Raw genomic sequence first — 25595 nt, 5'->3', positions numbered from 1 at the left:
AAAATAAAATAGGCTAGATCCTTCGTAAAATTGCATGAAGGACATACTGACAAAAATAGTAACAACAAGGTATAAGTGGAAGTTGTTCCAAATGGCGATAGGTATGCCAGGTACGCTTTAAAGCTTGCCATTTATTCGAAGATATAGAGCCCTTAACCTGTCGATAATCATTCAACACGACATCCAAGCCATAAGCGGAAACCTTGCGAGTTCTCATCAACATGAGCCAGGTGGCTGTATCCTGCCCCTTACGCACTAACGGCATTTGAAAATCTTTGATTATTTTTCGATCAAGCATAACTGTTGAACAAGCAATCGCCGTTTCCTTTAATAAACCGTGATAATCTAACTTCTCTGGGAGATCAACTCTGGATTTTATCATTTGACCTGACTCATCCATAAAAGAAAAATTAGTATAAGAAAAAGCGTATTGATTCGAAATCATAAAATCTAACTGTCGCTCTAATTTGTCAAAGTGCCAACGATCGTCCGAATCAATAAAAGCCAAATAACGACCTTTAGCCCTTTGCAAACCAGCATTTCTAGCAACGGCCGCCCCTTGATTTTGATCCAATTGAATCACCTTAATACGGGCATCTTGCAAAGCCACTTCTTGCAAGATCTTTAGAGAGTCATCTTGACTACAATCATCTACCGCTAGTAGTTCCCAGTCAGGATAGCTTTGATTCCTGACAGACTCAATACTTTCCTGCAAAAATTCTTGGGCATTAAAAACTGGCATAATGATGGAAACTAATTGATTATCCATACCTTCATGTCACTCCTTATATAATCTGAATGATCTTCAAGCGTTTTGCAGATAATCGAGCCAAAGCCATCTGCTGTTTGAGCCATTCCTTCTCCGTAAGATTGGCATAAATTAAGATCACCATCTCATCCAATATTTGTTCAGGTTGTGCTTGGCTAAGATCATGATATAATTGAGCACTTTCAGGTAATACTTCACTAACCAGCTCCGCTGTTTGTACCCCATTACTTGTTTGAGCAAGCACCCAGCGTTTTAATTGATGAGGGCTTTGAATTAGGCCTTGTAATACACCGGGCGATTGGTGACGATCATAAATATAATGCTGATCCATTAGATCCCAACTATACTCAAAAGCGTAAGCAATCTTTTTATTAAAGAAACGGCCGAGGAACAAAATAGCAAAACTTGCCATTGCACCCAATATAAAACCTAATACGCCATAAACGATATTACCCTTTGCATTCCTTGACTGATAAGGGGTCAAAGTCTTTTCAGTAGGAACCTCTTCCACTAAATCCGTCGCAATCATTTCGCCTTGAGCAGGCTCTTGGATGACCGTTACCTTATTCGTCCCTAAAAAAGGTAGGGATTCTTCCTCAACTAAGTCACAATAAGCTTTAGCAATCTTGAGGTTATCCTCACTATTATCTGCTACTAAAAAACGCAGGGTAATCACATTCGACGACTGATCCCGTACACCAGCAAGCCCTCCTCTAAATTCATTCGTCTTGAACATTTCAAGGGCCTTCTCGTCTTCCAACCATTGACCAAACTTTACACCGGTTTGAGCTTCAACCTTTTTCACCATTTCAGGTGTGGAAAAATACTCATCAAAAATTGTAGCTGTCGTAAAAATTGATCCATCCTCCATGGTCACAATCATTTGAAATGAGGCAGGTTCCTGTTGATAAACTTGACTCAAATGACGATAAGCCTCATCCGTCTCCCGATATAAAAAATGATGAATTGCATAACGCCCACCAATACTTATCAGTGAGCAGACTAGGGCTCCCAACAAAATCCGCCATAAATTATTTAGTGTAAAACGCCAAAATTCTTTAATGATAGTTACAATACTCATGATTTCCCTCCTTAATAAAGCAGTTGGTCCTTTCCAATATTAGCAATGTTTAGAGTAGTCGCTGTCTCAAGTTGAACATCTTGATCGATAATTTTAACAAAAGCGATAATTAATGCAAAAAACACCCAATGCCATTCAATCAACATATTATTCGCTGACGTGATTGACCCTAAGATAAAAACTAACAAAAAGCCCACCAAACAATACGCTACATCCGCCTGGATTCGATGTTTTCTTAGTGAAGCAAAGAGGCTTAAACGCCGTGTTAAAGAAAAATAACCCCAGACATATAAGATAAATGGTACGACCCCAGTCGATACCAAAATTTCAAGCCACCAATTATGCATATTAGTGATCTCATTGGTTGGCCAAAAGCCACTATTTTTAGCCCAGATCTCGATATTTCCTGCTCCAACACCAAAACCATACGTTTGACCTAAAAATAATAAGCCGTTACGCCAAATATTCATTCGCTTAGCGTCTCCCGATAAATGAGCGCTAGGACCAGATAAGTAAATAATAGACGAAACTTTTTCTCTAATCTTAGGAATCAAGAGAAGCATCCCTATTAAAAGACCTACACTAAGGAACCCCTGTACAATTTGTCGCTTAGTGAAATCCCACTTTAATGAACGCGTTGCCCACCATAAGCTAAAAGCCATCATACAGATCAAAGACATGCGCGAATCGGTTCGATAGATTAAATAAGCTGCTAATAGATACATTACTAAATAAATGATCCGTTGAATGATCCCTGATTTGATAAAGTATAAACAAGCACATACGACCAAATAAGCTATTAATAAAGTGGCATAATCATTTTGATTGGCAAAAGTTGTAATGGGGATACGAGTCATTGGTTGACTAGCAAAGGTCCGATATTTATCGAGTTTTGTTAGATCTGCTAATAAATAGGTATTCGTTATAATCTCAAAGTAACCCCAAATAACCAGAGCTGTCATCCCCCACCAAGCCGCTTGGAGAATCTGCTGCCACTTAGCCCAAGTATCCACCCATAAATAAAAAGCTAAAATACTAAAAATACCCAGTGTCATCAAAAAGATAACCTGAAACCAATCCTTACCATCCACAGCCCAAAAACCAGACAATACAGCTAGTAACCACCATATTAAATAAATTAATAAAACCCGACTAGCTATAGAACGTGGTAAAAATTTAATTGAGGAATTCTCTGTCCATACCTGTATAATTAAAATAGGGACAACCCCTAAGGCTAATAATCGATAGAGGGTAATCTGAGCAAGTGGTGTTGGAATGGCTAAAATTTGTGATCCCATCAAAACACTAACCATCAATAATGCACAGTATAAAACCATCGGTCCCCTCCTTAATTAAAGTCCCAATCATCGCTATTTTTCCAGATTGAATAAGCGGTTCTTATGGTTGGCCATTGAACAAATAAACAAGCCACAGCTAAAAAGAAATAATAAATAAATCGTTCATTTGAATTGACAAAAGCATTAACCAGAGCTGCTAAAAACATCAGCAAAATAGCCAAAAAATGTTTTCGTTGACTAAAATAAAAACCAGTCTGCTTAGAAAAATAGGTTCTAGCCATATAAAACATGATATAAGCTCCGCAAGATGCAAAGGCTGCCCCTAAAGCACCCAACGACGGCGTCAATAAGAAGTTGAGTCCGACACTGGGAATTAAAGCTAGCATTGAAACAAAAATATTAAAATAAGTTTTACGAGAAAACACAATTCCTAAAGTGGTTGTTTCAGATAAAGTATACATGATATGAGGAAAACACAACAAACCTAAAATTTCTTGAGCAGGACGATAATGAGACCCTAGCAACAACATGATCACTGGTCTAAAAATTAATATGGCAAAAAACATACCGGATAGTAAAAATAAAAGAGCATCTGAAATAAACTTAAAATGTTTAATCGATTTGCCTTCTTCATACCAGCGATAAGCCGTAGGCGTCCAAAATGTCGCAAAGGCAGTCTTTAGAATACCGATCACATTCACAATTCCCATGCCCGCAGTGTAAATCCCTAATTCTTGCTTAGTCGATAAAGAATTCAGTAAAACATTATCAACCATATTCAGAATCGAATTTAAGGACATTGCCAACATTAAGGGCAAACCAAATAATAAAAGCCTTTTTAGAAGGTCTTGATCCCATTCAAAATGAGCTATCCGCAACAAATCCTTATAACGATAGAATAAGAGCATGTCACCGATCATCTGGCCCCCAATGATACCATAGACAATCACACGAAAATCACGCAAGCCCATAAAAATAAAGACCAGTGATAGCACAAAAATCAATAATTTTAATAGAATTGAAAAAAAGGAGTACTCCTTAGCCTTCTCCTCCATCCGAATCGCTAAAAGAACAAAGCGCTCTAGTATGACGGATAGTAATAAAACACAAGAAAGACTGATCACATAGCCATAAGAATCACTAGAAAAAAGCCATTGCGCAATCGGTCCACGAAAAACAAACATTCCACCAGCAAGGATTAAAGCCAATAACAGCGGTATGCAAACCGCTGTTTGAAAAAGTTGTTTTTTATCGTTTGTTTGATGATACTCTCTGGCAAAAGCTTGATCCAATCCCAAGTATAAAATATTTGGGACATAGAGCAATAAAGATCGAAACAGTCCCGACACCCCATATTGATCAGGCATCATCAACCGCGTCAAAATTGGAATCTGTACAATCGAAATCAAAGCTCCAATAACTGGCCCCAACGAAAAACCCAGTAGACGCTTTAAAAAATATTGCATAAGGATTTACCTCTCCTCTAAATAATATTCATTCAATTGGTGGTCAATCATCCTTCGATAAATCGCTAAAGCCGCAGCATTCGAAAAAGCATGAGCTTCAATGGCTGCCTGACGGTCACTCACAGAGGGACGTTTCTTTTGGCGACCAATTAATTGAACCAAAGCATCATACCACGCTCGAGGTCCCTGTGACAACTCACACTGTTGAATTAAGCCTAAGCCAAGGTCGGTCTCTAAAGTGACCGCATCCGATATCAGTACAGGAATACCACTTGCTTGCGCTTCAACCACAATGGTCCCAAAGCCTTCTGCGATTGAAGGAAGTATGACCGCATCAAGCCCCGCTAAAAAGCCTGAAATGGGACTTAAACGCCCCATAAACTGAACCATCGATTCCAGCCCCATCTCCTCAACCCTTTGTTCAAGACTAGACTGGCTAGCTCCTTGACCAGCAATTAATAAATGAATTGGATGCTGGCCTTCTCGGCTTTCCTTAACGATCTGCAAACTAAACTGATGGTTCTTAATTGGCTCCAGTCGTCCCACTTGACCGACTACCAGTGTTCCAGGTTCAAGTCCTTGATGCTGTTTTTGATAATGCGCTTGGATCGTCGTGTCATCTAAGAAAAAATCTTGGGGATTAATCGAGTTAGGAATCACCACAAAGGGCACTTCGGCTTTTAAGCCAAATAAGGACTGAACCGCCTGGCTCGAGCACCCAACTGGGATCCGCGACAAACTTCGATTAATATAAGGATCAATCCTTTGAGTTAAACGATTCTTCAAACTTTTATTATTAGGATCAAATAGATAATGTGCATGAATATAAAAATCTTCCACTAATCTTGGCTTAGTCCGTTTAACAAGATAATAGTAGGCTAAAGCCCGATAGCCCGAGATATGACAATAAACTGCTTGATAAGCCCTAGCTTGCAACACATTTACAAAAGATTTCTTAAAGGCCCTCCAACCTTCGATCTTGGGATTCACCATATAATAAACGTGGCCACCACTGGCTTCAATCATCTTTTTAAAGTGTTCTGGCACTACATGATAGGTCACCACATCAAAAATAAGCCGCTGTGATTGGGCCTGGCTAGCCAGATTAGCGATAAAGGTCGAAATTCCCCCTCCAAAAGAGGACATAATATGAAGTATTCTTTTTTCTTGCATCATCTACCCCTCCTTTGAAAGCATCAAATAAATCGTTATTTTTCTTGCAGATAACCCTTAGGATTCTTGTGTTGCCAATTCCAAGAGTCTCGACACATATCGACTAGGTCATACTGAGCTTGCCAGGATAATTTTTCTTTAGCAAGACTAGGATCTGCATAGGAAGCCGCAATATCTCCTGGTCGAGGATCAACAATCGAATAAGGAATCTTGACCTGTGAAGCTGCTTCAAAGGCCTTCACCAAATCTAAGACAGAGTATCCCTTACCCGTTCCTAAATTATAAATCTTAACACCGTCCGATTGAAGATTATCCGCAACCGCTTTAACGTGCCCTAAAGCTAAATCTACCACGTGAATATAGTCACGCACGCCAGTTCCATCTGGCGTTGGGTATTGATCACCAAAGACCTTTAGCTCTGGTAGCTTGCCAATTGCCACTTGGGTCAAGTAAGGCATAATATTATTTGGAATTCCCTGGGGCTCTTCACCAATTAATCCCGAAGGATGCGCTCCAATCGGATTGAAGTACCGTAAAAGCGTTACTGACCAAGTTGGATCTGCCACAACAAGGTCCTCCAATATATGTTCGATCACTACTTTAGAATAACCATATGGATTGGTAGCTGTAAAAGTCGGCATAGACTCTTTAAAAGGAACTGGATTCGATTCACCATATACCGTCGCAGAAGACGAGAAAATAATATGCTTAACACCAACTTCTTGCATTACTTCTAATAAAGCGATCGTGCCACCCACATTATTATGGTAGTAGGCTAAAGGCTTAGCGACAGATTCGCCAACCGCCTTATAGGCCGCAAAATGAATGACTAAATCAATATCTTGTTCATTAAAAATTTGACGCATGGCTGTTTTATCTAGAATATCCGCTTCATAAAAACATAAATCTTGTCCAGTGATCATTTTTAAACGGTTCAAAACTTCGGGCTTCGAATTATAAAAATTATCTACTAACACAACCTCTTGCCTTTCATTGAGCAATTCTACAACTGTATGAGAGCCAATATAACCCGTTGCTCCAGTTACCAATATAGCCATCTTGATTCTCCTTTTCCCACTTTTTATGTTTACTCATTATAACACATTTATAAAGCAGGCTGATATCGCAATCCGTCGATGTGATTAAAAGAATATTACATTAAGTATCTTTTTTGTTATAATACTTTTGAATGAGTTATCAAAAAGGAGAGTACTTATGTCTAAAGCTTTAATTATTTTTACTAGTTTAACCGGAAACACTGAAGAAATGGCTGATATCATGGCTGATCGCCTTGAAAGTCACCAAATTCAAACTGACGTGCAAGAAGTCATGCAAGCAGAAGCGGAAGATTTTCTAAACTATGATGCCGTTCTGGTTGGCTCATATACTTATGGGGTTGATGGAACACTTCCCGACGAAATGTTGGATTTCTATGATGATTTAGGTCAATTAGATCTAAGTGGGAAAGTCTTTGGCGTCTTTGGATCAGGCGATTCTTTCTACCCTGTCTTTTGTGGCGCGATCGATACTTTAGAAGAACAATTTTTAAAAACAGGTGCCACTCAAGGCGGCGTCTCATGCAAGATTGAGCTCAACGCTGAAACTGAAGACATCATCAAATTACACGCCCTAGCTGATGGCATTGCCGAAAAGCTAACCCAAAACGAATAGACATAGCCTCGGCTACCGTCTTTGCGAAAGGAGAAAACTGAGTGAGTCACTCTAATGAAATTAATCGTACCATTGAAGAAGAAATCAAAAAACAACTCAATGAAATTAACCGCCACGTTGATCGGACTGGCTGGCCATTCTTAATTGGTGGAATTTTTATTTTATTTATCGTTACTTATCTAATCATCTCATTCTTTGGTATTACCACCAATGATAACCCAAATAGCTCTACCAATGATCTTCAAAAGCAAGTCCAACAACTTGAATCACGCATTCAAAAACTTGAAAAGCAACTTGATGAAAGTGTCGAATAACATGTCCTTAAAAATTCTTCATATCAATTCTTATTTCTCAACGTCGGGTTTGTTCAAACAACTTTATGACCGACAAATAGAACAAGGTCATGATATATCCGTCTATGTCCCTATTTCCCATAGCTACCCTCAAAGTAAACTTGCAGCGAGCGGCGAATATACCCAAGTTGTTCCTTGTTTTGACCAGTGGCAACGCTATTTCTTTCATCTTAAACATCAAAGAATTTGGCAAGATTTGAAAAGCCGCTACTCTTTCTCATCCTATGATGTGATCCATGCCCATTCACTCTTTTCCAATGGATGGTTGGCACATCAAATCTACCAAGAATATGGTGTTCCCTACATTGTTGCCATTCGAAACGCAGATATCCACACCTTTTTTAATAAGCTTTTTTGGTTACGTCCCATGGGGCTCAGGATTCTCCAAGATGCCCGTCAAATCATCTTTATCTCAGAAAATTCCTACCACCGAGTCTTTGACCAATTTATCCCAAAAGACTTGCTTCAAGAATTTGATGCCAAAACTCAGGTGATTACCAATGGCATCGAGGATTTCTGGCATCAAGAAATTTATCTAGACAAAATAAAGGAAGTGCATCAACCGCTTCGCATTGTCTCAACCGGCAAATTAATGACCCTAAAACGCTTTGTCCCCTTGGCACGCATGATTCATCAATCCAGTCAACTGCTAGGCCCCATAGAACTCCATATTGTTGGACCCGCCTGGGATAAGGCCATCGAAAAGCAACTAAGTCATTATCCCTTTGTCACTTACCATGGTCCATTAAACAAAGAAGCCATGCGCGATCTCTACCGACAAATGGACATCTTTGCGCTATTATCCTATCCCGAGACTTTTGGCCTCGTCTATCCTGAGGCAATGAGCCAGGGTCTCCCCGTTATCTATACACGCGGAGAAGGCTTTGATTCCTTCTTCCCAGACCATCAAGTAGGTGCAAGTATTCAGCGCGATGATGCCATTGGCTTCCATCAAGGATTAGAATATATCCTTCAGCACTATAACCGCTTAAGCCAAAACGCCCTCTCAGCAAGCCAAATCTTTCAATGGGATCAAGTAGCCTCTCGCTATCAAGAAGTCTATAACCATATCTTACATTCTTAAACTATTCTAGGCGGATCAAGCCTATTCTTAGAATCATAAAACAAGAGAACCTGTTCTTCCATAGGAAAAACAGGTTCTCTTTTAATGATCGCTACTTAACAATCTCTAATCTGCCTGTAGGGTCGTCAACAAGGGACCGTCTGCGGTCACAATCAAGGAATGTTCATATTGAGCGCAGTAACCACCATCTTGCGTCCTTGCGGTCCAACCGTTGTCATCCATCTTCATCCGCCAAGTACCGGTTGTCACCATAGGTTCAATGGTAATCGCCATTCCTTCCTTCAAGCGTAACCCCTTGCCGGCTTGGCCATAATGCGGAATCATCGGATCTTCGTGGATTGATGGACCAATACCATGCCCCACGAAATCTCGAACAACCCCAAAGCCTTCCGCTTCAACATAGGACTGAATAGCATGGCCAATATCTCCAATACGATTTCCCACCACAGCTTGTTCAATTCCCAAATAAAGGGCCTTTTTAGTAACCGCCATTAAACGCTGATGTTCCGGGGAAACATCTCCAATGGCATAGCACCAACAAGAATCTGAAATGGCTCCTTCTAGATCAACACAAAAATCTACTTTGACGATATCCCCTGATTTTAAACGGTATTTAGAGGGGAAACCATGACAAATTTCATCATTGACAGAGGTACAGGTTGCGAATTGATAGCCTTCATAACCAATTTGAGCAGCTACCGCTCCTGCTTCTTCAATCCGCTTTTGAACAAATTGGTCAATCTCCCGCGTCGTTACTCCCTCTTTAATGTAATCTCTTAAAGCTACATGGATGCTTGATAAAATTTCACCTGAAGCTTGCATCGCTTTAATTTCACGTTCTGATTTTAAACTAATCACATTTAATCCTTCTTTCTATACAATCTCTGGATTTATTTGCCAGTTGAGCTTAATTTGACAGACAATTTCAAACTGTCGATAAACCCGATGATAGGTCACTGTTTGATCAGTCTTTGAATCGATCGCTAAGGTCTCTGTTCGATTATCGATCCAACTTTCAAGCTGAACGGCGTCTCCTGGATAAAGCTCCTTATGATATTTTACCGCAAATGATTGTAAAGTGTAGTGCTTTAAGATAAATTCTGGCAGTCGCTCCCAGACCCACTCTAAATATACCAGATTATTCACATGTTGATTATGATCAATCGCTGAATCTAAAATAGCTTGATCAACTCGACTATAACATTTCCAGTTGTCTTTGAAAGAAATTTTTTCAAACCGAGCGGTCATACCCTCAACAAGCAAATTATTTTCTTGGATGATTTGATGTGGGACTCGTTCCATCTGACGACTCCTAAGATTTAATATAGCGAATTGTATGAAAGCTTGCATGCACACTTGTTCCTCTTGAATCCATTCAAAGTACCTTGTCACAAAGAAACGGTTCGCCTGCACTATCGAGGTCTTTATCAAAGAAGACAGCTTGACATCCATCCTTTTCAATAATTCCCCACGATTTTGAGTAATCACCCAAGATTGATCCTCTACTAATAAATCAAGCCCACCCTTTTCTTGAATCTGTCGGTCATGAAACTGGGCAGCTTCCAACAAGCGCTGAATAATGAGGGTCAATGTCTGGCTTTCATTTTTCTGATCAATCGAATTGCTAGCTAATTGGTATGAATAAGTTGTTTCAAGCATTCCACTCCTCCTTTATCTCTTAGTATAACAAAAACTGAACCGCTTCAATATAAAAAGCGCCCTAAGAAACCCCTTTAAATGAACTTAGCAGCCTACTCCAAATGCAGCCTCATTAAATAAAAAAAGACTGTGACACAGTCGTCACAGCCTCTAAATCTGATTCAATTAAGCTTTTTTGCTGTTCTTCATAATCGCCGAGACCACAATAATCAAGATTATTGATCCTAATAATGCTGGAAAAACAGCAATTCCTCCCATGATAGGTCCAAAGTGGAAGAATTGATCACCGATCCATGATCCTAACATTCCCGCTACAATATTACCAATAATACCTCCTGGGATATCGCGGCCCATAATCATTCCTGCTAACCAGCCGATAATACCGCCTACAATTAATTTAATCATAATTTTTCCTCCTCTTTTCACTTTGTAACTCTATTATAACTTAAAAGTTTCTAAAAAGCGATTTATATGCTCATAATCCCTTGGATTTTTCCTCAGAAGACTAAGCCTTATTACGACGCTTGCCCTTATTCTTTTGCACGGCGTGTCGTTTTTTATTTGACTTCTTCTTAACCGGTTGCCCGTTTTTTTGAGAAGTTCGTTTTTTTGAAGATCGTTTAGACGATTTTTTAGATGACTTGTTAGCTGGTTTATTAGCAGCTGACCCCTCTTTTTTTTCTGGCTTATCAGCCAAAAGTTGACTTTGATAGAGAAAACGTTCGTTAAGATCAATCCCCTGCCCATCAAGAATACGTTTTAAGTCGAGCGCCTCTTGTTGATTCAATAAGGAAATAACTGTCCCAGCTTGACCCATCCGTCCGGTTCGTCCAGATCGGTGGATATAAGTATCCGCTTCTGACACACGATCAAACTGAATCACATAGGGAATCTCCGGCAAATCAATGCCCCTAGCAGCTAAGTCAGTGGTTAATAAATAGATGGCCTGCCCTTTACTAAATATTTCAAGTGCACGCTGACGTTCTATCTTAGAAAGTTGGCTATGAAGCGCCACAACGGGTATCCCTTCATAGATCAATTTTGCTGCAGCAATCTCTAAATCATTAATCTGATCAAAAAAAACAATGGCTTGCATCCCTTCAACAAAGGCTAGATTCTTCAACATAGCAACCTTACGACGATTTTGACAGGTCAAGTAAATATGTTGAATGGTAGACACTGGCTGAGTTAACTCAAAGCGTCGATCCAAAGCTTGATCAGCTAGGTAATCCTTAAGATCTTGGTGATAACTCGCAGAAAAATAGGACTTAGCCACATCTCGCATCAAACGATGATTAATCAAGGCAAGATCCTGATCCAATTGGCTATCAGCTTGGAAAAGGTAGTCGGCTTCATCGTAGATCACACGTTGAACTTGATGGACCTTGAGTTTGGCGGATTCATTTAATAATTCTGCGAAACGGCCAGGAGTGGCAATAATTACTTCTGGCTTTTCCTTTAAAGCTTGTATTTGATTTCTCTTATTAGCTCCTCCAATCAGGCACTGAATGGTAAGACCCAATCCTTGACCCCATTCCTGTGCCACCTCATATATCTGTCGTGCCAATTCCTGTGAAGGTACAAACACCAGGGACTGAAGCTGACGATTCGGTTGAGTTAAACTTAATATGGGTAAAAGATATGCCAAAGTCTTCCCAGTTCCAGTAGGGGAAATAGCTAATACCGAATGATTAGCTAATAATTCAGGGATCACTTCTTCTTGCACCTGGCTAGCTGCTTGAAATTCTTTTTCTTGCCAACGCTTTTGCAGCGTCAGAGGTAATTTTTCAATCATAATAACTCCTTAGTCTTTTAATTAAAACAAGGGCCGTGTTTCCAGCACCGCCCTTAACTTCTTCTATTTTGCAGACTGCCTCAAGGCTTCCATCACCTGGATAACCTGTAAAGAAAGTTGCCGCCAATTCTCATAACGTACTTGATTATGAATGCTCGGCTGAGCTTGGATCATTTCCGCAAAGCTCAATAATTCATCAAACATAGGATTCGCCGGAATATAATCGACTAATTGCACCTTTTCTTCCGATCGATTGACCAACTTAACCTTGGTAAGGCGAGAAATATCCTCAATGACCACTGTCTCTTGCCCAAGATAAATCTCTGAAGACAAGTTGGAATGAACCGTTTTTGATAGAAAAATCCCGACTTGAAATTGAGGATAGGTTAATAAGGCATGCCCTGATAAGTCTACTCCCTGATCATCTTTTTGAGCTCGATAGCTAACGGATTGAGGCATCCCATAAAGGTCTAAAGCGATATACAAGGGATAGGTCCCAAGGTCCATCAAGCTCCCCCCAGCATACTCTGAAGAAAAAGCATTAGGTACCGGCCAGTCATTAGCCACTGCCTCTCGATAGGTATCATAACGGCTAGAATACTGCCCTATATTGAAATTAGCTCCCATTAAGGGTTGATCCAATTCCTTTATCTTTTGCTTTAACAGCGGACGAATTCGACCATAATTACGACTATGATAGTGTAAAGCCGCTTCAAAAACAAAGACATGATTGCGATCGGCAGCCTCAAAAACTTGATGCCATTGAGCAGAAGTCTCGAAAAGAGGCTTTTCCACGATCACATGTTTTTTATGTTCAACGATCTCTAGAGCTTGTTGGGCATGTAGGGAGTTAGGAGAAGCAATATAAACCAGATCGATCTCTGGATCAAATAATAGATTATTAAAATTATCGGTATAGTAGTCAGCTCCCGTTTTTTGGGCGAGTTGTTTGGCTTTATCAAGGTGTCGGGAATAGACTGCTTTTAAATGGTATTGTTGGGTATAGGTAGCCGCTTGAATCATCTGCTCAGTGATCCACGAACTTCCAACCGTAGCGTAATTCAGCATAGGAACTCCTTTCTATTCCTTCGATAAAGTTTTATTTTAGTAAGGCTTGGGGATCGACAGCTGATAGATACTGATCGATCGAGGCAACCGTTTCTTCCAGATTACCAGGCTCAAAAGGCGATTTGAGATTAGCCGCTGCAACGACTTGGGTAAAGGTCTTGGTACCCCCAAGACGACAGATACGTACATAATCTTCCCAAGTCTTCGGATCATGGTCTACATGATCTCGCTTCCAGAATTGGAAGGCGCATACTTGAGCCAAGGTATAATCAATATAATAGAAAGGCATGGTAAAGATATGTAATTGTTTAAACCACAGTCCACCTTGTTCATAAAAATCATTACCTTCATAGTCAATCCAAGGGTTATAGATTTTTTCTAAACGACGGAAAGCTTGACGACGCTCTTGTGGTGTCCATTCTGGATGCTCATACACTTCATGTTGGAAGTGATCCACTAAGCAGCCATAAGGAATAAACATCAAAGCACCCGCTAAATGTTGATATTTAAACTTAGTGGTTGACTCTTGGAAGAAGTTTTCCATCCAAGGCCAAGTTAAAAATTCCATCGACATCGAGTGAATTTCACAAGTCTCGTAGGTTGGCCAGACCACCTCTGGAGTTTCAATCCACATGGACGAATAAACTTGGAAACCATGCCCTGCCTCATGGGTTAAGACTTCCACATCGTGGGAGGTGCCGTTAAAGTTAGCAAAGATGAAGGGTGCTTTATAATTAGGCAAGTGCGTACAATACCCGCCTGTATCCTTACCCGGCTTACTTTCAAGGTCTAATAGGTCACCCGATCGCATAAAGTCGAAATATTCACCCGTTTCTTTAGAGAGTTCATGATACATGGTCTGGGCTTTATCGACAATCTCTTGACTCGTTCCACTTGGATTGGCATTTCCCTTAGGAAACATCAGGCCTAAATCATAGTAAGCCAAATGATCTAAGTTCAACCGTTCCTTTTGTGCTTGAACTAATTTCTCAGCAAGCGGCACAACATATTTAATCACTTCTTGACGGTAACGTTCTACATCCTGGCGATCATAATCTAAGCGTAGCATCCGAGCATAACCTAATTCCACAAAGTCCTTAAAGCCAAGCTTCTTAGCAATCTCATGACGAACTTTGACCATTTGGTCATAAATCCGATCAAAATCGTCTTGGTGTTTTTGATACCATGCCGATATCTTTTCAAAGGCTTCTTTACGTTCCAAACGATCAGCCGATTGCGTAAAGGCTCCGATTGAGGATAAATTATAGACTTGACCTTTAAATTCAATTTCGGCAGAGGCTTTTAGCTTCCCATATTCTGAAACCAAGCGATTTTCTTCTTGTAAAAGAGGAATAACCGCTTCTGAATTTGTCCGTAGCTGATTTTCTGCAATCGCAAAGAAGGGCTCAGGTAAAAAGTCCCCTTTTAAAGACTGGCTAAGCTCATTTTCTAAAACAGCTTGATAATAGTCTTTTTCCCAATTAGCAATCAATGGATAATGCTCATCCCAAAAGTCTGTCTCCTGACTATAAAAATCATCCTTGGTATCGATTGAATGACGAATCGAACAAAGTGTTCCTTGGGTCGCTAAATTATTTTGAATATGACGAACGGCTTGAATGGCTTCCTTCAATGCTTCAAGCGAAGTCGCTTCTTTAATTTGATGAATAGCTTGATAGAATTGTTCTTTAACTTGGTCTAATTGAGGACGTTCATACTTAAATGAGGCAAATTTCATACTTCCACTTCCCTTTATCTTAGTAACTCTAGTATAGCACAGGCACCAAAGAAAGAGGCAAGAAATCCTATTGCTTAAAAAATATTTTATTTGACAGTTTTGTTATAATGAAAGTATCTCAAAAATTATAAGGATTCAGTCAGGAGGGGTGATCATGGATACTCATAAAAAAATTCAATATAAAGGACAAGTCGTCAATTATAAGCTTGTTCAAGCCCAGGACCCCAGCTTAGTGGTCTTTAAATTAAAGCTCATCGACCATCCACTTAATCCAACAGACCTCGTTCATCAAGACATCAATTGCCTCATTGCTTACCGGGCTCTTAGTTTCATATTAAAGGTTCATATTGGTGATATCATCGTTATTTACGGACACTATAACCAACGCAAACAATTTATTGTTCAACGCTATCTTGTCGAACAAACCGCTCCAACACCCCAAGACCGGTCTCAAGCCTATCCCAAACGACGGACCTATGACTAATTCAAGAAGGAGGGATTATCATGACCCATCAGTCTTTTGAAAGCCAAGCTCAAATAAGAGCACAAATTGAAAACAAGCTGGCACTCTTGCCCACCCTCCCAGGATGTTATCTGATGCATAATGCCCAAGATGAAATCATCTATGTCGGCAAGGCTAAGAACCTACGAAACCGAGTCAGATCCTATTTTAGAGGGGCTCACGACACCAAAACAACCAAGCTAGTGGCTGATATTCACCATTTCGAGTTTATTGTAACCAATTCTAATAAGGAAGCACTTATTTTAGAAATTAACCTCATCCAACAATATAAGCCACAGTATAATATTAAGCTTAAAGAAGGAACTATGTATCCTTACCTCAAAATCACCCATGAAAAGGACCCGCAATTGATTATCACGAATCAGGTCTTAAAAGATGGAGGAATTTATTTCGGGCCTTTCCCAAATGTCTACGCGGCAACCCAAACACAACACCTTCTCCAGAAAGTCTATCCCCTAAGACGCTGTAGTAAACAGGAAAAACGCGCTTGTTTTTATTACCACTTAGGCCAATGCATTGGCTGTTGCGACCACCCAATCTCAAAAGAAGAGTATCAACAACAAATTGACCATATCAAACAATTCTTTAACGGTGAGGTCGGCACCATTAAGCACGACCTCAAAAAGCGGATGCAAGAAGCGGCAGAGAAACTAGACTTTGAACAAGCAGCTTCTTATCGTGACTTAATTAATTATATTGAAACCACCGTGGAGCGTCAGTCGGTCATGAGCCAATCCTATAATAACATGGACGTCTTCAATTATTATTACGATCGTGGTTGGCTTTCTATTCAAGTCTTCCTCTTACGCCAAGGGTCTATTCTAAAGCGCAAGGCCGCACTCTATCCACTCTATGGTGAGCAGACACCCGAAGAAGAGCTCACGACTTATATCGCTCGATTTTATAGTGAACAAAATCAACTCATGCCTAAGGCTATCCTAGTGCCAAGTACAGTGGATCAAGATAGTCTATCGGAACTATTCAATATTCCTGTATCCACTCCCTTACGCGGCAAAAAACGCGCCATGCTTGAACTCTGTGAGAAGAACGCCAAGCTAGCCCTAGATGAATCATTTAGACTCAATGAAATGCGCAATCAGAAAACGATCGGTGCCAGTCAAGAATTAGCTAATTATCTAGACATTCCTCAAGCAAGCCATATCGAATCCTTCGACCACTCCAATATTCAAGGAACCTCTAGCGTCTCCGGTATGGTCGTCTACAAGGATGGTGTCCCTGATCGAAAGAGTTACCGTAAATTTAAGATCAAAACCAGTCAAGGCGCCAATGAGTTCGCCAATACCCAAGAAGTCATCAGACGCCGCTACACTCGGCTACTACGCGAGGAAAAAGCCCTGCCGGACTTGATCTTGATGGACGGCGGGATTGTCCAAGTACGAGCTGCCCGAGATGTTATCGAAAATGAATTAGGGCTAGCTATCCCCGTAGCTGGTATGATTAAAGATGACCATCACAGAACCGCATCGCTCTTAGATGGCTACCGTGAAGAGATTGTCGACATGGACCAACGAAGCCAGGCCTTCCATCTTCTGCAACGAATCCAAGAAGAGGTTCACCGCTATGCGATCTCCTACCACCGCCAGGTCCGGTCCAAGGCTCAATATGCCTCACGCTTAGATCAAATCCCTGGCGTGGGCCCCAAAACAAGAACCAAACTACTCAAACAATTTAAATCCTTAAAAAATATCCAGAAAGCAACGCTCGAAGAAATCACGCGCTTAGGCATTCCTCGCCCTGTCGCTCAACGCATTCTGGACGATTTAAATAAATAAAGAGAGTACAGCTTTTAGGATCCCTCAAAGCCGTACTCTTCTTTAAATTTGCTTCTAAAAGCTAGACCTGAACAATATACGCTCGCTCGCCGGTGCTTTTAAAGCCCCTCACGCGCTCACTTATTACGGCAGCCCAAAATGCTTTTTGGCGCACTCTCTATTTATGACATTTTTATTACGAAATCGGTCTCATCAAAAATAGGGATTGTTCCCTTTTTTAAAAAGGTGTAATATTAGCAGCTATGAAAGGCGTGTGTACTGTGAATTTATTCAAACAATTATTTTGGTTATTTTTCTTTTCGATTGTTGGCGAAATTATCTCGCTATTAATTCGACCTTTAATCAGTCTCCCTGCCAGCGTGATCGGCATGGTGCTTCTTTTTTTATGTCTCCATTATTCAATCCTTTCGATGGAAAAGGTAGAGCAAGTGGGATCCTGGCTAACTAACCATATGGCCATCCTCTTCGTCCCAGGAGGAGTCGCCTTAATGACTCAGTTTCCCTTATTAGCTAAGATCTGGTGGCAATTAATCCTATTAGTCCTTGTCACCACTGTCATTACCATGATTGTCACCGGAAAAATGGTTCAACAGTCAATCATCAGAAGTCAGAAAGGAGAAGCCCCTTATGTTAACGCCCCTATTGAATAGTCCTTTCCTAAATACCCCCTTATTTGGTATCACACTTACGGTAGGGATGTTTTTATTAGGAGATCGGCTCCATCAGCGATATCCGATTGTACTATTTAATCCGCTAGTCTTTTCTATCGGAGGAATTATCCTACTTTTAATGACGACAGGGATCACTTACGACCACTACAATCAGGGAGCTCAACTCTTCTCCTGGTTGATCACCCCTGCAACTGTCGCTTTAGCCATTGGACTCGAAAAGAATTTTGACTATCTCAAAACATACCTGGTTCCCATTCTAATGGGCTGCTTGAGTGGCACCTTAATCCATACTTCCATGGTCATTGCCTTAGCCTTTTTATTACGATTCAACCTTCAAATGGTAGCCACAGTCTATCCTAAATCAATTACCACTGCCATTGCGATTAGCGCCACCGATTCCCTGGGGGGAATCGTCTCGCTTACGATTGCCTTGGTGATTGCGACAGGAACCCTAGGAGCCATTCTAGGCCCTAAGCTCATTCCCCTTTGCGGCATCCATCATGAAGTGGCCCAGGGAGTCATGTTAGGAACTAGCGCCCATGCCATGGGAACCTCACAAGCTATCAAAATGGGACAAGTCCAAGGAGCCATGTCTTCAGTAGCCTTAATTACAACCGGCATCACCGTAATTCTACTCACTCCAGCTGTCAATCAAATTCTCTGTAATTTCTTTGTCTAAATAGTTATCCAAGTAAAAGCTTGAGACTTTCTCGCGTCTCAACCACGAATTTCATCTATTTTTCCTTGGTAAGTCCCCTTATAAAAGATTTATTCAACGATATAATCAAAAATCGCCCGGCATGATATGATCACGCCGAGCGATTTTTTTTGCCAATAAAAGATTCACTCTCATCAGTGAACACTTTATGCATCCAGTATCTTTTTGTCGATCACTTTCAAATCTGTATCAAATTCATACACAATTGGAACACCGGTCGCTATCTCTAAGGAAGTAATCTCATCATCTGCAATGCCTTCAATTTTTTTAATTAAGGCACGAAGGGAATTACCATGAGCCGCCACCAAAACATTCTTATCATCCAATAAGGCGGGCACGATATGATCTTCATAAAAAGGCATCACTCGTTCAAGGGTAATTTTTAAATTTTCTGTTAATGGAATCCGGTCCTTAGCCAAATTCGCATAACGCGGATCTACTAAAAACTTAGATGCTTGATCCGCAGCCATTGCAGGTGGACAAACATCATAGGAACGACGCCAGATATGCACCTGTTCATCCCCATATTTTTCTGCCGTTTCCTTCTTATTTAAACCTTGTAAAGCTCCATAATGACGCTCATTTAGCCGCCAAGTCTTGGTTACGTCTACCCATAGCCGGTCGGTTTCATCAAGAATGTAATATAAAGTCTTAATCGCACGTTTCAAACGCGATGTATAGGCTAAATCAAAATCAATGCCAGCTTCCTTCAATTTATGACCTGCTGATTTGGCTTCATTAATACCTTTTTCGGTTAAGCCAACATCTTCCCAACCTGTAAATTGATTAAGCTGATTCCACTCACTCTGTCCATGACGTACAAGAATTAATTTCATTAAATCACCCTCTATCCCGTATTTTCAGTTTTATTATACCATAAGCAAGCGCTTAATCGTTAGCCCTTTCCCATAAATCATCTAATATTTCTACCTTATCCATGGTAAACTAAGACTAAATGTATTAGGAGGTCATTTATGCAGATTCACCAAGCTCTAAGTCATTACTTTGGTTATTCATCCTTTCGAGAACCCCAAGAAGCGATTATCCAAGCCATCTTACACAAAAAAGACACCTTAGCGATTCTACCTACAGGAGGCGGTAAATCCTTATGTTACCAATTGCCCGCCATCCTGTTGCCAGGTTTAACAATCGTTATCTCCCCCTTAATCTCACTCATGAAGGACCAAGTCGACTCCCTAAGAGCCCAACAGATACCAGCCGCCTATCTGAATTCATCCTTAGATAGTCATAACTATCAAGAAATTCTAACAGCCGTTCATCAAAAACAAGTTAAACTCCTCTATGTGGCCCCTGAGCGTCTCTTACAACCAGGGTTTATCGCTTTAATGAACCAAGTTCAGCCCCAGCTGGTTGCCGTTGACGAAGCCCACTGCGTTTCTCAATGGGGGCATGATTTTCGGCCTTCCTATCGTCAGATCCGTGACTTTGTCCAAACACTTGATCATCGACCTATCCTATCAGCTTTTACCGCTACGGCCTCCGAACTGGTACGCCAAGATATCTGTCAACAGCTCGATTTAAACAATCCCCAAGTCTTTATCTCGTCATTCGATCGGCCCAATATTCAGTTATCCATCCAAGAACCAGCCGATAAATTTACTGCACTTAAAGACCTCTTGCCGAGTAAAGAGGCCTGTATCATCTACTGCTCTTCTCGTAAAGGAGTCGATCAATTAGGAACAGCCCTACAAGAGGCCGGTTATCAAGCCGCTTGCTATCACGCTGGACTAAGTCACCAAGAAAGGCAAAAAGCTCAAGATGACTTTCTTTATGATCGCATCCAAATAATGGTCGCAACCAATGCTTTTGGTATGGGCATTGACAAAAGCGATGTCCGATTGGTGGTTCACTATAATATGCCCAAAGATATTGAAAACTACTACCAAGAAATTGGGCGGGCTGGGCGCGATGGCTTAGCCTCTCAAGCTGTTCTTTTCTTTGCCAGCCGGGATATCCTAACCGCCAAATATTTTATTGAAGAAAGCCAAGACCAATATGCAAAAGACCGTTTGGAAGCGATGATTCGCTACGCCAGACATTCTGGCTGCCTACGTCAATACTTGCTTTCCTATTTTGGTCAAGTTGCTCCTGATCACTGTGGTAACTGCTCCTACTGTCTGGGTGAATTTAAGGTGAGAGACATGACTCGCGAGGGTCAAATGATTCTGTCTTGCCTAATACGTATGAAGGCCCCCTATGGCATGACCCTTTTAGCGGAAGTCCTCAAAGGAAGCCAAAATCAAAAGATTCGCCAACATCATTTTGATCAACTCTCAACCTACGGTCTCTTAAAAGACCTGAACCTGACAACAATCAAGCATCTCATTAGTCAAGTGATCGCCAGTAACTATCTCCTAGTCAACCGTCACCATGGATTAGAAATCGGTCCTAAGGCCCTGCGATTATTACAAGGGGAAGACCGGCTAGCTATTCGTGAGAATCTCATGATCACATCTAATCTCCTTCGCTACAATCACACTTCTAGCCAGGACGCTGTTCTATATCCAGATCTCTATCAAATGCTTAAAGAATTACGTCTAGAGCTAGCACAGGAAGAGAATCTACCTGCCTACATTATTTTCAATAATGCCAGTCTGGTTGATATGACCAACCAATTACCCCTTAATGATCAAGATTTTCAACGAATAAATGGAGTTGGTCCTGTAAAAGCGGATAAATATGGCCAAGCTTTTCTTGATATCATTCAGACTTATTATCAGGATAAGGGGCTGTCCTTAGAACAACGACAAGCCAATCTTCTTAAAAATCAAGCCCCAATCACCCATTATTATCAAAATGAGCAAGATTCCGTTAATAAAGACGCCGTCTCCATCCAAGAGGTCGTTCTTAATCCAATGATCCTGGAAGACTATCCCGACCGAATGCCTAGTTACTTCCTGTGCGGGCAGCTGCTCGGCCAAGGCTTTTCTATCCAAGAGATCGCTCATAAGCGCCACCTACGACCCGAGCAAGTCCTTCAGCAACTCGAACGGTGTAAACAGGCTGGTTACCTCCAAGAACTTCACTTAAAACTAAGCCCCGAGGTCCAGCAAACACTAAAAAATAGCGATAGCTCTCAATTAGACCCTCTTGATCTTCGTCTCATTCAACTTAGCCAACGACAAAAAGACAGGTTTTAAAGATCTTATATCCTCAAAACCTGTCTTTTATTCATCCATGAAAGCTCAATTAGGCATCTTCCTTAATCATCGCCTCCATAATGGCGTCATTTTCTTCTCGATTAAAAGTAAAACCTTCCCCATCAACTTGTTGAACAGCATTCACTGCCACAAAAGCCTTGGGGTCAATTTGGTGAATGATTTTTTCAACCGCAAATAATTGCCGCATCGAAACAACGATGTAGAGAATTTGCTTATCATTCCTAGAATAGAAGCCCTTACCATTAAGAATCGTCACACCACGCTTCACTTGACTCATGACGGCTTGTCCCACCTCTTCATAATGGTCAGTGATAATCATAATGGCATGTTTTGGATTATAACCCGTAATCCAGAAATTCAAAATACGACTACAAATCAAAATCCCAATAATCGTGATAACCCCACGTTCAATCCCAATCGCAATAAAAAGCAAGAACACAATGATCCCATCACACATCAAGAGCGCATTCGAAACTGAAATCCCAAAGTATTTATTGATGATTAGCGCTATGACATCGGTTCCCCCCGTCGATCCACCTCCGCGAATGACAATCCCCAAGCCAGAACCCATAATCACTCCTGTCACAATTGGTGCAATGAGCTTATTCTCTGGTAGGAATACGGGCGGCTTAATATAAGCTAAGAAGAAGGATAAGGCTCCAATGGAAACTAAGGTATAGAGAATCGTCTTAGTATCCAACAATTTCCAACCAACCACTAGGACGATCACATTCAATATGAAAGCTGTAATCGGAATATTCATATTAAATACATAGTGAAAAAATAAAGTCAGCCCCGTAATTCCCCCATCCCCCAATTCGTTTGGCAAGGAAACGAAATTAATCGAAAAGGCGACTAAGGCTGTTCCTAGTAAGGTCATAAATAAGGAAATAGCTACCTTCTTCATTGGCAATACCCCCAGATCAATAATATTAACGCTTACATTATATCAAATTCTTCCAATCATAAACTAGCCCTTAAAAATAAGGATTTTCTAATAAAAGGCTTTCAAAATGACAGCGTTTAGATAGACTTCTTATTTTTAAGGGCTGTTATTGACTTATTTATTTTTTACTAAAGATCGATAGTAGTCCAACCAGATCTTAGCTATCCGGTCTGGATGGTAATAATCCGCTCCTTGCTTGGCACGGTTCAATTGTTCCTGATAAAAGCTAGTATCACTCGCCAAACGATTCAAACAATCCGTCCAAGATGACACATCATTGGCTGCCAGATAATAGCCATCAATCACATCTCGATAAAGATTGAGATCGCGCACTAAAACTGGAGTATGCGCAGAAAAAGCTTCTAAAATCGACATCGGAAATAGCTCGTTGTACGATGGCAAAAGAAAAACGTCCGCTAAATTATACCAATCATTCATTAATGGACGATCCACAATCCCTGTAAATCGCACGTTTGCAGGTGGATTATCATAAATTTTTTTGTAGTCTTCATAGCCATCGGTAATCCGCCCAAATGAAAAACCACCTACCCAAACAAAGAGCTTATCTGGGTTCATTTGTGCCAAGCGGATAAAGTCATCAATCCCCTTGCGCTTTTGTATCTGCCCTACTCCAAGAACCACAAATTGGTCTTGATCAATATCCTGTTCCAATCTGAAAGCTTTCTTGGCTGCTTCATCCTTGGGGAAAAATTCCTGATCGGAGACAAAATTAGGAATATAAGTCACCTTATTAGGATCAATGCCATAAGCTGCAATCTCTGGTATAAAGCTCGGGTTGACTACAACCAACTGATCCATCTGCTTATAAAAGGCGATCACATATCGCTCCATTAATTTTTGTAAAGGCCCCAACAACTTAATCGACCCTGCCAAGGTATCCGGCAAAAAATGGACATAGCCCACCTTCACCCCCCGCTTCTTAGAAAAACTTGTCAAAAAATATTGCGGGTTAATCGTATGGTAATGAGAAATATCCGAGGGAGCGTAGTCATTAATTTGAATCGTCAATTGATTCTTAAGTCGTGTCTTTTGGAGTCGAATTAATTCGAGGTAAGCAGATCCTACTCCTTGACCCTTGACTGAATCCGCCTTCGAAAAATGAGCAACCGTAAGCATACAAAAACTCCTTTATCCTAAGTAGATATCTTATTATAACATACACTCGCTATGATCTATAAAAATAAAGAGTCGCTAGAAAGATGATTCTTTCAGTGACTCTATTTATAAGCTATTCATAAAAACATAATTAACTTCAAATAACAAAAAAGGACCAAACCTTCAGGTTTGATCCTAAATATTATAAACTAAACGAATTAGTTTTCTTTTTTAGCTACAAATCCTAATCCTGCTAATGCAGATAATACTGCTGCTCCAGCGATTGCGAAAGTAGAAGCTTCACCTGTTTGAGGTAATTCAGCTTTCTTTTCATCTTTCTTAGCTGGTTTAGCTGCTGGTTTGTCAGCTGGTTTGTTAGTAGATTCTGTTTCAGTTGCTACTTCTTTTTGACCTTGTTTTTCTAATTTTTGATTAGTGTCTTGTAATTTACCTTCTACATTTTCTACTACAGATCCTTTAGTTCCTGCAATTTTTTCGTAAGTAGTAAATACATAGTATTTTCCATTTTCATACATAGGGAATGAACCTGGGAAAGCTTTCATTGCATCTTCATAAGAATCAAAAACATGTGTTAATTTTGGTAATTTATTTGTATAAACAATATACTTACCATCTTTAAACATTGGGTTAGCATCTTCTCCAAAAGCATCAACTGCTTCTGCTAATGTTTTAAATTCATATTGAAGACGAGGAGCTTGATCGGTAAATACATAGTATTTTCCATTTTCGTACATTGCTTTTTTATTTGGGAAAGCATTTACAGCATCTTCAGAAGAATTAAATACAAAAGTTTTTTGACCTTGAACATCTGTATAAACTACATAATCATTTGTTGATGGTTCATACATAACGAAAGCATTTGGATAAGCTTCAACAGCTTCTGCTAATGTCTTAAAGTGACGACCAACATTTTCAAATGCATTCTTTTGAGCACCCTTATCTAATTTAGCTTCAGTTCCAAATGGATCTTCTGCTTTAGTAGGAGCAATTGTTGTAGTAGTTGTAGATTCCTTAGATTTTTCTTCAGTTGTTGGTGCTACTGTTGTAGCTGGTGTATTATCAACTACATAGAATTGTCCATCTTCTTCAACAACAGCTAAAACTTCGTTTGCAGCTTTATTGTTATCAATCCAGTATTGAGCTGATTCTTTAGTAGAGAATACTGGTGCACCATTCAAAACATTTTTAGGAGCTGCTAATGCTGAAGCAGATCCAACTAATGTTAAAGCTACAGCTGAAGTTGCTACTAATTTAACTAATGATTTTTTCATAGTAAAAATCTCCTTTTTATTTTAAATTATTCGACGTATCAAGAGGTCTTATCTCAACCTCAATTGTATAGTACCAAAGATTTTTTAAAGTGTCAAGCAAATTTCTAAACTTCCTAAAGAAATCTTTAGAAATTCTTTAAATCTTCAAATTCTTTGATTCCATATATAGATTGACTAAGAATCTTGTCCATCGACAGTT

The 25595-nt window shown here is 40.2% G+C and carries 24 protein-coding genes; 8 read left to right on the top strand and 16 right to left on the bottom strand.

Annotated elements, in window-relative coordinates:
- Window positions 1-13: 13 nt before the first annotated feature.
- Genes HMPREF2758_RS01285 through galE form a run of 6 tightly spaced genes read right to left on the bottom strand, consistent with a single transcriptional unit; the run spans window position 14 to window position 6845 of the window.
- Window positions 14-769 (bottom strand): glycosyltransferase family 2 protein, encoded by a 756-nt coding sequence (locus HMPREF2758_RS01285; protein ID WP_070608656.1) that lies wholly within the window; start codon window positions 767-769, stop codon window positions 14-16.
- Window positions 770-785: 16 nt separating this feature from the next.
- On the bottom strand, window positions 786-1850 hold the full coding sequence (locus tag HMPREF2758_RS01280; protein WP_070608653.1) for a YveK family protein: 1065 nt from the start codon (window positions 1848-1850) through the stop codon (window positions 786-788).
- 11 nt (window positions 1851-1861) lie between these two features.
- The gene (locus HMPREF2758_RS01275) at window positions 1862-3187 is read right to left on the bottom strand and encodes an O-antigen ligase family protein (protein ID WP_070608651.1); all 1326 of its coding nucleotides are present in this window, start codon (window positions 3185-3187) and stop codon (window positions 1862-1864) included.
- Between the two features lie 11 nt (window positions 3188-3198).
- A complete protein-coding gene (locus HMPREF2758_RS01270) occupies window positions 3199-4614 on the bottom strand; it encodes a lipopolysaccharide biosynthesis protein (RefSeq protein WP_070608649.1) in 1416 nt (471 codons plus the stop codon).
- Between the two features lie 6 nt (window positions 4615-4620).
- Window positions 4621-5790, bottom strand: a complete 1170-nt coding sequence (locus HMPREF2758_RS01265) for a glycosyltransferase (RefSeq protein ID WP_070608646.1) — start codon at window positions 5788-5790, stop codon at window positions 4621-4623.
- A gap of 32 nt (window positions 5791-5822) precedes the next feature.
- On the bottom strand, window positions 5823-6845 hold the full coding sequence (galE, locus tag HMPREF2758_RS01260; RefSeq protein ID WP_070608644.1) for a UDP-glucose 4-epimerase GalE: 1023 nt from the start codon (window positions 6843-6845) through the stop codon (window positions 5823-5825).
- A gap of 157 nt (window positions 6846-7002) precedes the next feature.
- Here galE and HMPREF2758_RS01255 point away from each other — a divergent pair, with 157 nt between their 5' ends.
- Genes HMPREF2758_RS01255 through HMPREF2758_RS01245 form a run of 3 tightly spaced genes read left to right on the top strand, consistent with a single transcriptional unit; the run spans window position 7003 to window position 8895 of the window.
- Window positions 7003-7458 (top strand): flavodoxin, encoded by a 456-nt coding sequence (locus HMPREF2758_RS01255; RefSeq protein ID WP_006908156.1) that lies wholly within the window; start codon window positions 7003-7005, stop codon window positions 7456-7458.
- A 41-nt stretch (window positions 7459-7499) separates the two neighbouring features.
- Window positions 7500-7772, top strand: coding sequence for a hypothetical protein (locus HMPREF2758_RS01250; RefSeq protein WP_070608642.1), 273 nt, complete (start codon window positions 7500-7502; stop codon window positions 7770-7772).
- A gap of 1 nt (window position 7773) precedes the next feature.
- Window positions 7774-8895 carry a glycosyltransferase family 4 protein gene (locus HMPREF2758_RS01245; protein WP_070608640.1) on the top strand — a complete coding sequence of 374 codons (1122 nt, stop codon included), beginning with the start codon at window positions 7774-7776 and terminating at the stop codon, window positions 8893-8895.
- 105 nt (window positions 8896-9000) lie between these two features.
- Here the strand turns inward: HMPREF2758_RS01245 and map are convergent, their stop codons facing one another.
- From map to HMPREF2758_RS01215, 6 genes are all read right to left on the bottom strand, one after another.
- Window positions 9001-9753: a type I methionyl aminopeptidase gene (map, locus tag HMPREF2758_RS01240; RefSeq protein WP_070608639.1), complete on the bottom strand. Its 753-nt coding sequence runs from the start codon at window positions 9751-9753 to the stop codon at window positions 9001-9003.
- A gap of 15 nt (window positions 9754-9768) precedes the next feature.
- Complete coding sequence (locus HMPREF2758_RS01235) at window positions 9769-10554, bottom strand: acyl-ACP thioesterase domain-containing protein (protein ID WP_070608637.1); 786 nt, start codon at window positions 10552-10554, stop codon at window positions 9769-9771.
- Window positions 10555-10719: 165 nt separating this feature from the next.
- Entirely contained in the window at window positions 10720-10959 is a 240-nt protein-coding gene (locus HMPREF2758_RS01230) for a GlsB/YeaQ/YmgE family stress response membrane protein (protein WP_006908161.1), read from the bottom strand.
- 100 nt (window positions 10960-11059) lie between these two features.
- Complete coding sequence (locus tag HMPREF2758_RS01225; RefSeq protein WP_070608635.1) at window positions 11060-12349, bottom strand: DEAD/DEAH box helicase; 1290 nt, start codon at window positions 12347-12349, stop codon at window positions 11060-11062.
- Between the two features lie 63 nt (window positions 12350-12412).
- Window positions 12413-13417, bottom strand: coding sequence for a Gfo/Idh/MocA family oxidoreductase (locus HMPREF2758_RS01220; RefSeq protein ID WP_070608633.1), 1005 nt, complete (start codon window positions 13415-13417; stop codon window positions 12413-12415).
- A 31-nt stretch (window positions 13418-13448) separates the two neighbouring features.
- Complete coding sequence (locus HMPREF2758_RS01215; RefSeq protein WP_070608631.1) at window positions 13449-15155, bottom strand: M3 family oligoendopeptidase; 1707 nt, start codon at window positions 15153-15155, stop codon at window positions 13449-13451.
- Between the two features lie 154 nt (window positions 15156-15309).
- Between HMPREF2758_RS01215 and HMPREF2758_RS01210 the strand changes: the two genes are divergently transcribed.
- The 4 genes from HMPREF2758_RS01210 (at window position 15310) to HMPREF2758_RS01195 (ending at window position 18821) form a co-directional block, all read left to right on the top strand.
- Window positions 15310-15639, top strand: coding sequence for a hypothetical protein (locus HMPREF2758_RS01210; protein WP_016648113.1), 330 nt, complete (start codon window positions 15310-15312; stop codon window positions 15637-15639).
- Window positions 15640-15659: 20 nt separating this feature from the next.
- Complete coding sequence (gene uvrC, locus HMPREF2758_RS01205; RefSeq protein WP_070608629.1) at window positions 15660-17471, top strand: excinuclease ABC subunit UvrC; 1812 nt, start codon at window positions 15660-15662, stop codon at window positions 17469-17471.
- A gap of 260 nt (window positions 17472-17731) precedes the next feature.
- On the top strand, window positions 17732-18121 hold the full coding sequence (locus HMPREF2758_RS01200; protein WP_016648115.1) for a CidA/LrgA family protein: 390 nt from the start codon (window positions 17732-17734) through the stop codon (window positions 18119-18121).
- Window positions 18099-18821 carry an LrgB family protein gene (locus tag HMPREF2758_RS01195; protein WP_006908168.1) on the top strand — a complete coding sequence of 241 codons (723 nt, stop codon included), beginning with the start codon at window positions 18099-18101 and terminating at the stop codon, window positions 18819-18821. The genes HMPREF2758_RS01200 and HMPREF2758_RS01195 overlap by 23 nt, the downstream gene beginning before the upstream one ends.
- A 185-nt stretch (window positions 18822-19006) precedes the next feature.
- Here HMPREF2758_RS01195 and gpmA read toward each other — a convergent pair whose 3' ends face one another.
- On the bottom strand, window positions 19007-19696 hold the full coding sequence (gene gpmA / locus HMPREF2758_RS01190) for a 2,3-diphosphoglycerate-dependent phosphoglycerate mutase (RefSeq protein WP_070608626.1): 690 nt from the start codon (window positions 19694-19696) through the stop codon (window positions 19007-19009).
- A gap of 138 nt (window positions 19697-19834) precedes the next feature.
- Between gpmA and recQ the strand changes: the two genes are divergently transcribed.
- Complete coding sequence (recQ, locus tag HMPREF2758_RS01185; RefSeq protein WP_070608624.1) at window positions 19835-22021, top strand: DNA helicase RecQ; 2187 nt, start codon at window positions 19835-19837, stop codon at window positions 22019-22021.
- A 49-nt stretch (window positions 22022-22070) separates the two neighbouring features.
- Here recQ and HMPREF2758_RS01180 read toward each other — a convergent pair whose 3' ends face one another.
- The 3 genes from HMPREF2758_RS01180 to HMPREF2758_RS01170 form a co-directional block, all read right to left on the bottom strand.
- The gene (locus tag HMPREF2758_RS01180; protein WP_006908171.1) at window positions 22071-22949 is read right to left on the bottom strand and encodes a YitT family protein; all 879 of its coding nucleotides are present in this window, start codon (window positions 22947-22949) and stop codon (window positions 22071-22073) included.
- Between the two features lie 153 nt (window positions 22950-23102).
- On the bottom strand, window positions 23103-24125 hold the full coding sequence (locus HMPREF2758_RS01175) for a glycosyltransferase family 4 protein (RefSeq protein ID WP_070608622.1): 1023 nt from the start codon (window positions 24123-24125) through the stop codon (window positions 23103-23105).
- Between the two features lie 197 nt (window positions 24126-24322).
- Window positions 24323-25396 carry an LPXTG cell wall anchor domain-containing protein gene (locus HMPREF2758_RS01170; RefSeq protein WP_006908173.1) on the bottom strand — a complete coding sequence of 358 codons (1074 nt, stop codon included), beginning with the start codon at window positions 25394-25396 and terminating at the stop codon, window positions 24323-24325.
- Between the last annotated feature and the right edge of the window lie 199 nt (window positions 25397-25595).

The sequence above is a fragment of the Facklamia sp. HMSC062C11 genome (assembly GCF_001810675.1).
GTDB classification, from domain to species: domain Bacteria; phylum Bacillota; class Bacilli; order Lactobacillales; family Aerococcaceae; genus Facklamia; species Facklamia hominis.
This window is presented reverse-complemented; position numbering and strand designations above follow the sequence as displayed.

Bases quoted from the DNA above. Each gene is read 5' to 3' on its own strand.
- HMPREF2758_RS01285 (WP_070608656.1), bottom strand. From the start codon at position 769: ATGGATAATCAATTAGTTTCCATCATTATGCCAGTTTTTAATGCCCAA.
- HMPREF2758_RS01280 (WP_070608653.1), bottom strand. From the start codon at position 1,850: ATGAGTATTGTAACTATCATTAAAGAATTTTGGCGTTTTACACTAAAT.
- HMPREF2758_RS01275 (WP_070608651.1), bottom strand. From the start codon at position 3,187: ATGGTTTTATACTGTGCATTATTGATGGTTAGTGTTTTGATGGGATCA.
- HMPREF2758_RS01270 (WP_070608649.1), bottom strand. From the start codon at position 4,614: ATGCAATATTTTTTAAAGCGTCTACTGGGTTTTTCGTTGGGGCCAGTT.
- HMPREF2758_RS01265 (WP_070608646.1), bottom strand. From the start codon at position 5,790: ATGATGCAAGAAAAAAGAATACTTCATATTATGTCCTCTTTTGGAGGG.
- galE (WP_070608644.1), bottom strand. From the start codon at position 6,845: ATGGCTATATTGGTAACTGGAGCAACGGGTTATATTGGCTCTCATACA.
- HMPREF2758_RS01255 (WP_006908156.1), top strand. From the start codon at position 7,003: ATGTCTAAAGCTTTAATTATTTTTACTAGTTTAACCGGAAACACTGAA.
- HMPREF2758_RS01245 (WP_070608640.1), top strand. From the start codon at position 7,774: ATGTCCTTAAAAATTCTTCATATCAATTCTTATTTCTCAACGTCGGGT.
- HMPREF2758_RS01235 (WP_070608637.1), bottom strand. From the start codon at position 10,554: ATGCTTGAAACAACTTATTCATACCAATTAGCTAGCAATTCGATTGAT.
- HMPREF2758_RS01230 (WP_006908161.1), bottom strand. From the start codon at position 10,959: ATGATTAAATTAATTGTAGGCGGTATTATCGGCTGGTTAGCAGGAATG.
- HMPREF2758_RS01225 (WP_070608635.1), bottom strand. From the start codon at position 12,349: ATGATTGAAAAATTACCTCTGACGCTGCAAAAGCGTTGGCAAGAAAAA.
- HMPREF2758_RS01220 (WP_070608633.1), bottom strand. From the start codon at position 13,417: ATGCTGAATTACGCTACGGTTGGAAGTTCGTGGATCACTGAGCAGATG.
- HMPREF2758_RS01215 (WP_070608631.1), bottom strand. From the start codon at position 15,155: ATGAAATTTGCCTCATTTAAGTATGAACGTCCTCAATTAGACCAAGTT.
- HMPREF2758_RS01210 (WP_016648113.1), top strand. From the start codon at position 15,310: ATGGATACTCATAAAAAAATTCAATATAAAGGACAAGTCGTCAATTAT.
- uvrC (WP_070608629.1), top strand. From the start codon at position 15,660: ATGACCCATCAGTCTTTTGAAAGCCAAGCTCAAATAAGAGCACAAATT.
- HMPREF2758_RS01195 (WP_006908168.1), top strand. From the start codon at position 18,099: ATGTTAACGCCCCTATTGAATAGTCCTTTCCTAAATACCCCCTTATTT.
- gpmA (WP_070608626.1), bottom strand. From the start codon at position 19,696: ATGAAATTAATTCTTGTACGTCATGGACAGAGTGAGTGGAATCAGCTT.
- recQ (WP_070608624.1), top strand. From the start codon at position 19,835: ATGCAGATTCACCAAGCTCTAAGTCATTACTTTGGTTATTCATCCTTT.
- HMPREF2758_RS01180 (WP_006908171.1), bottom strand. From the start codon at position 22,949: ATGAAGAAGGTAGCTATTTCCTTATTTATGACCTTACTAGGAACAGCC.
- HMPREF2758_RS01175 (WP_070608622.1), bottom strand. From the start codon at position 24,125: ATGCTTACGGTTGCTCATTTTTCGAAGGCGGATTCAGTCAAGGGTCAA.
- HMPREF2758_RS01170 (WP_006908173.1), bottom strand. From the start codon at position 25,396: ATGAAAAAATCATTAGTTAAATTAGTAGCAACTTCAGCTGTAGCTTTA.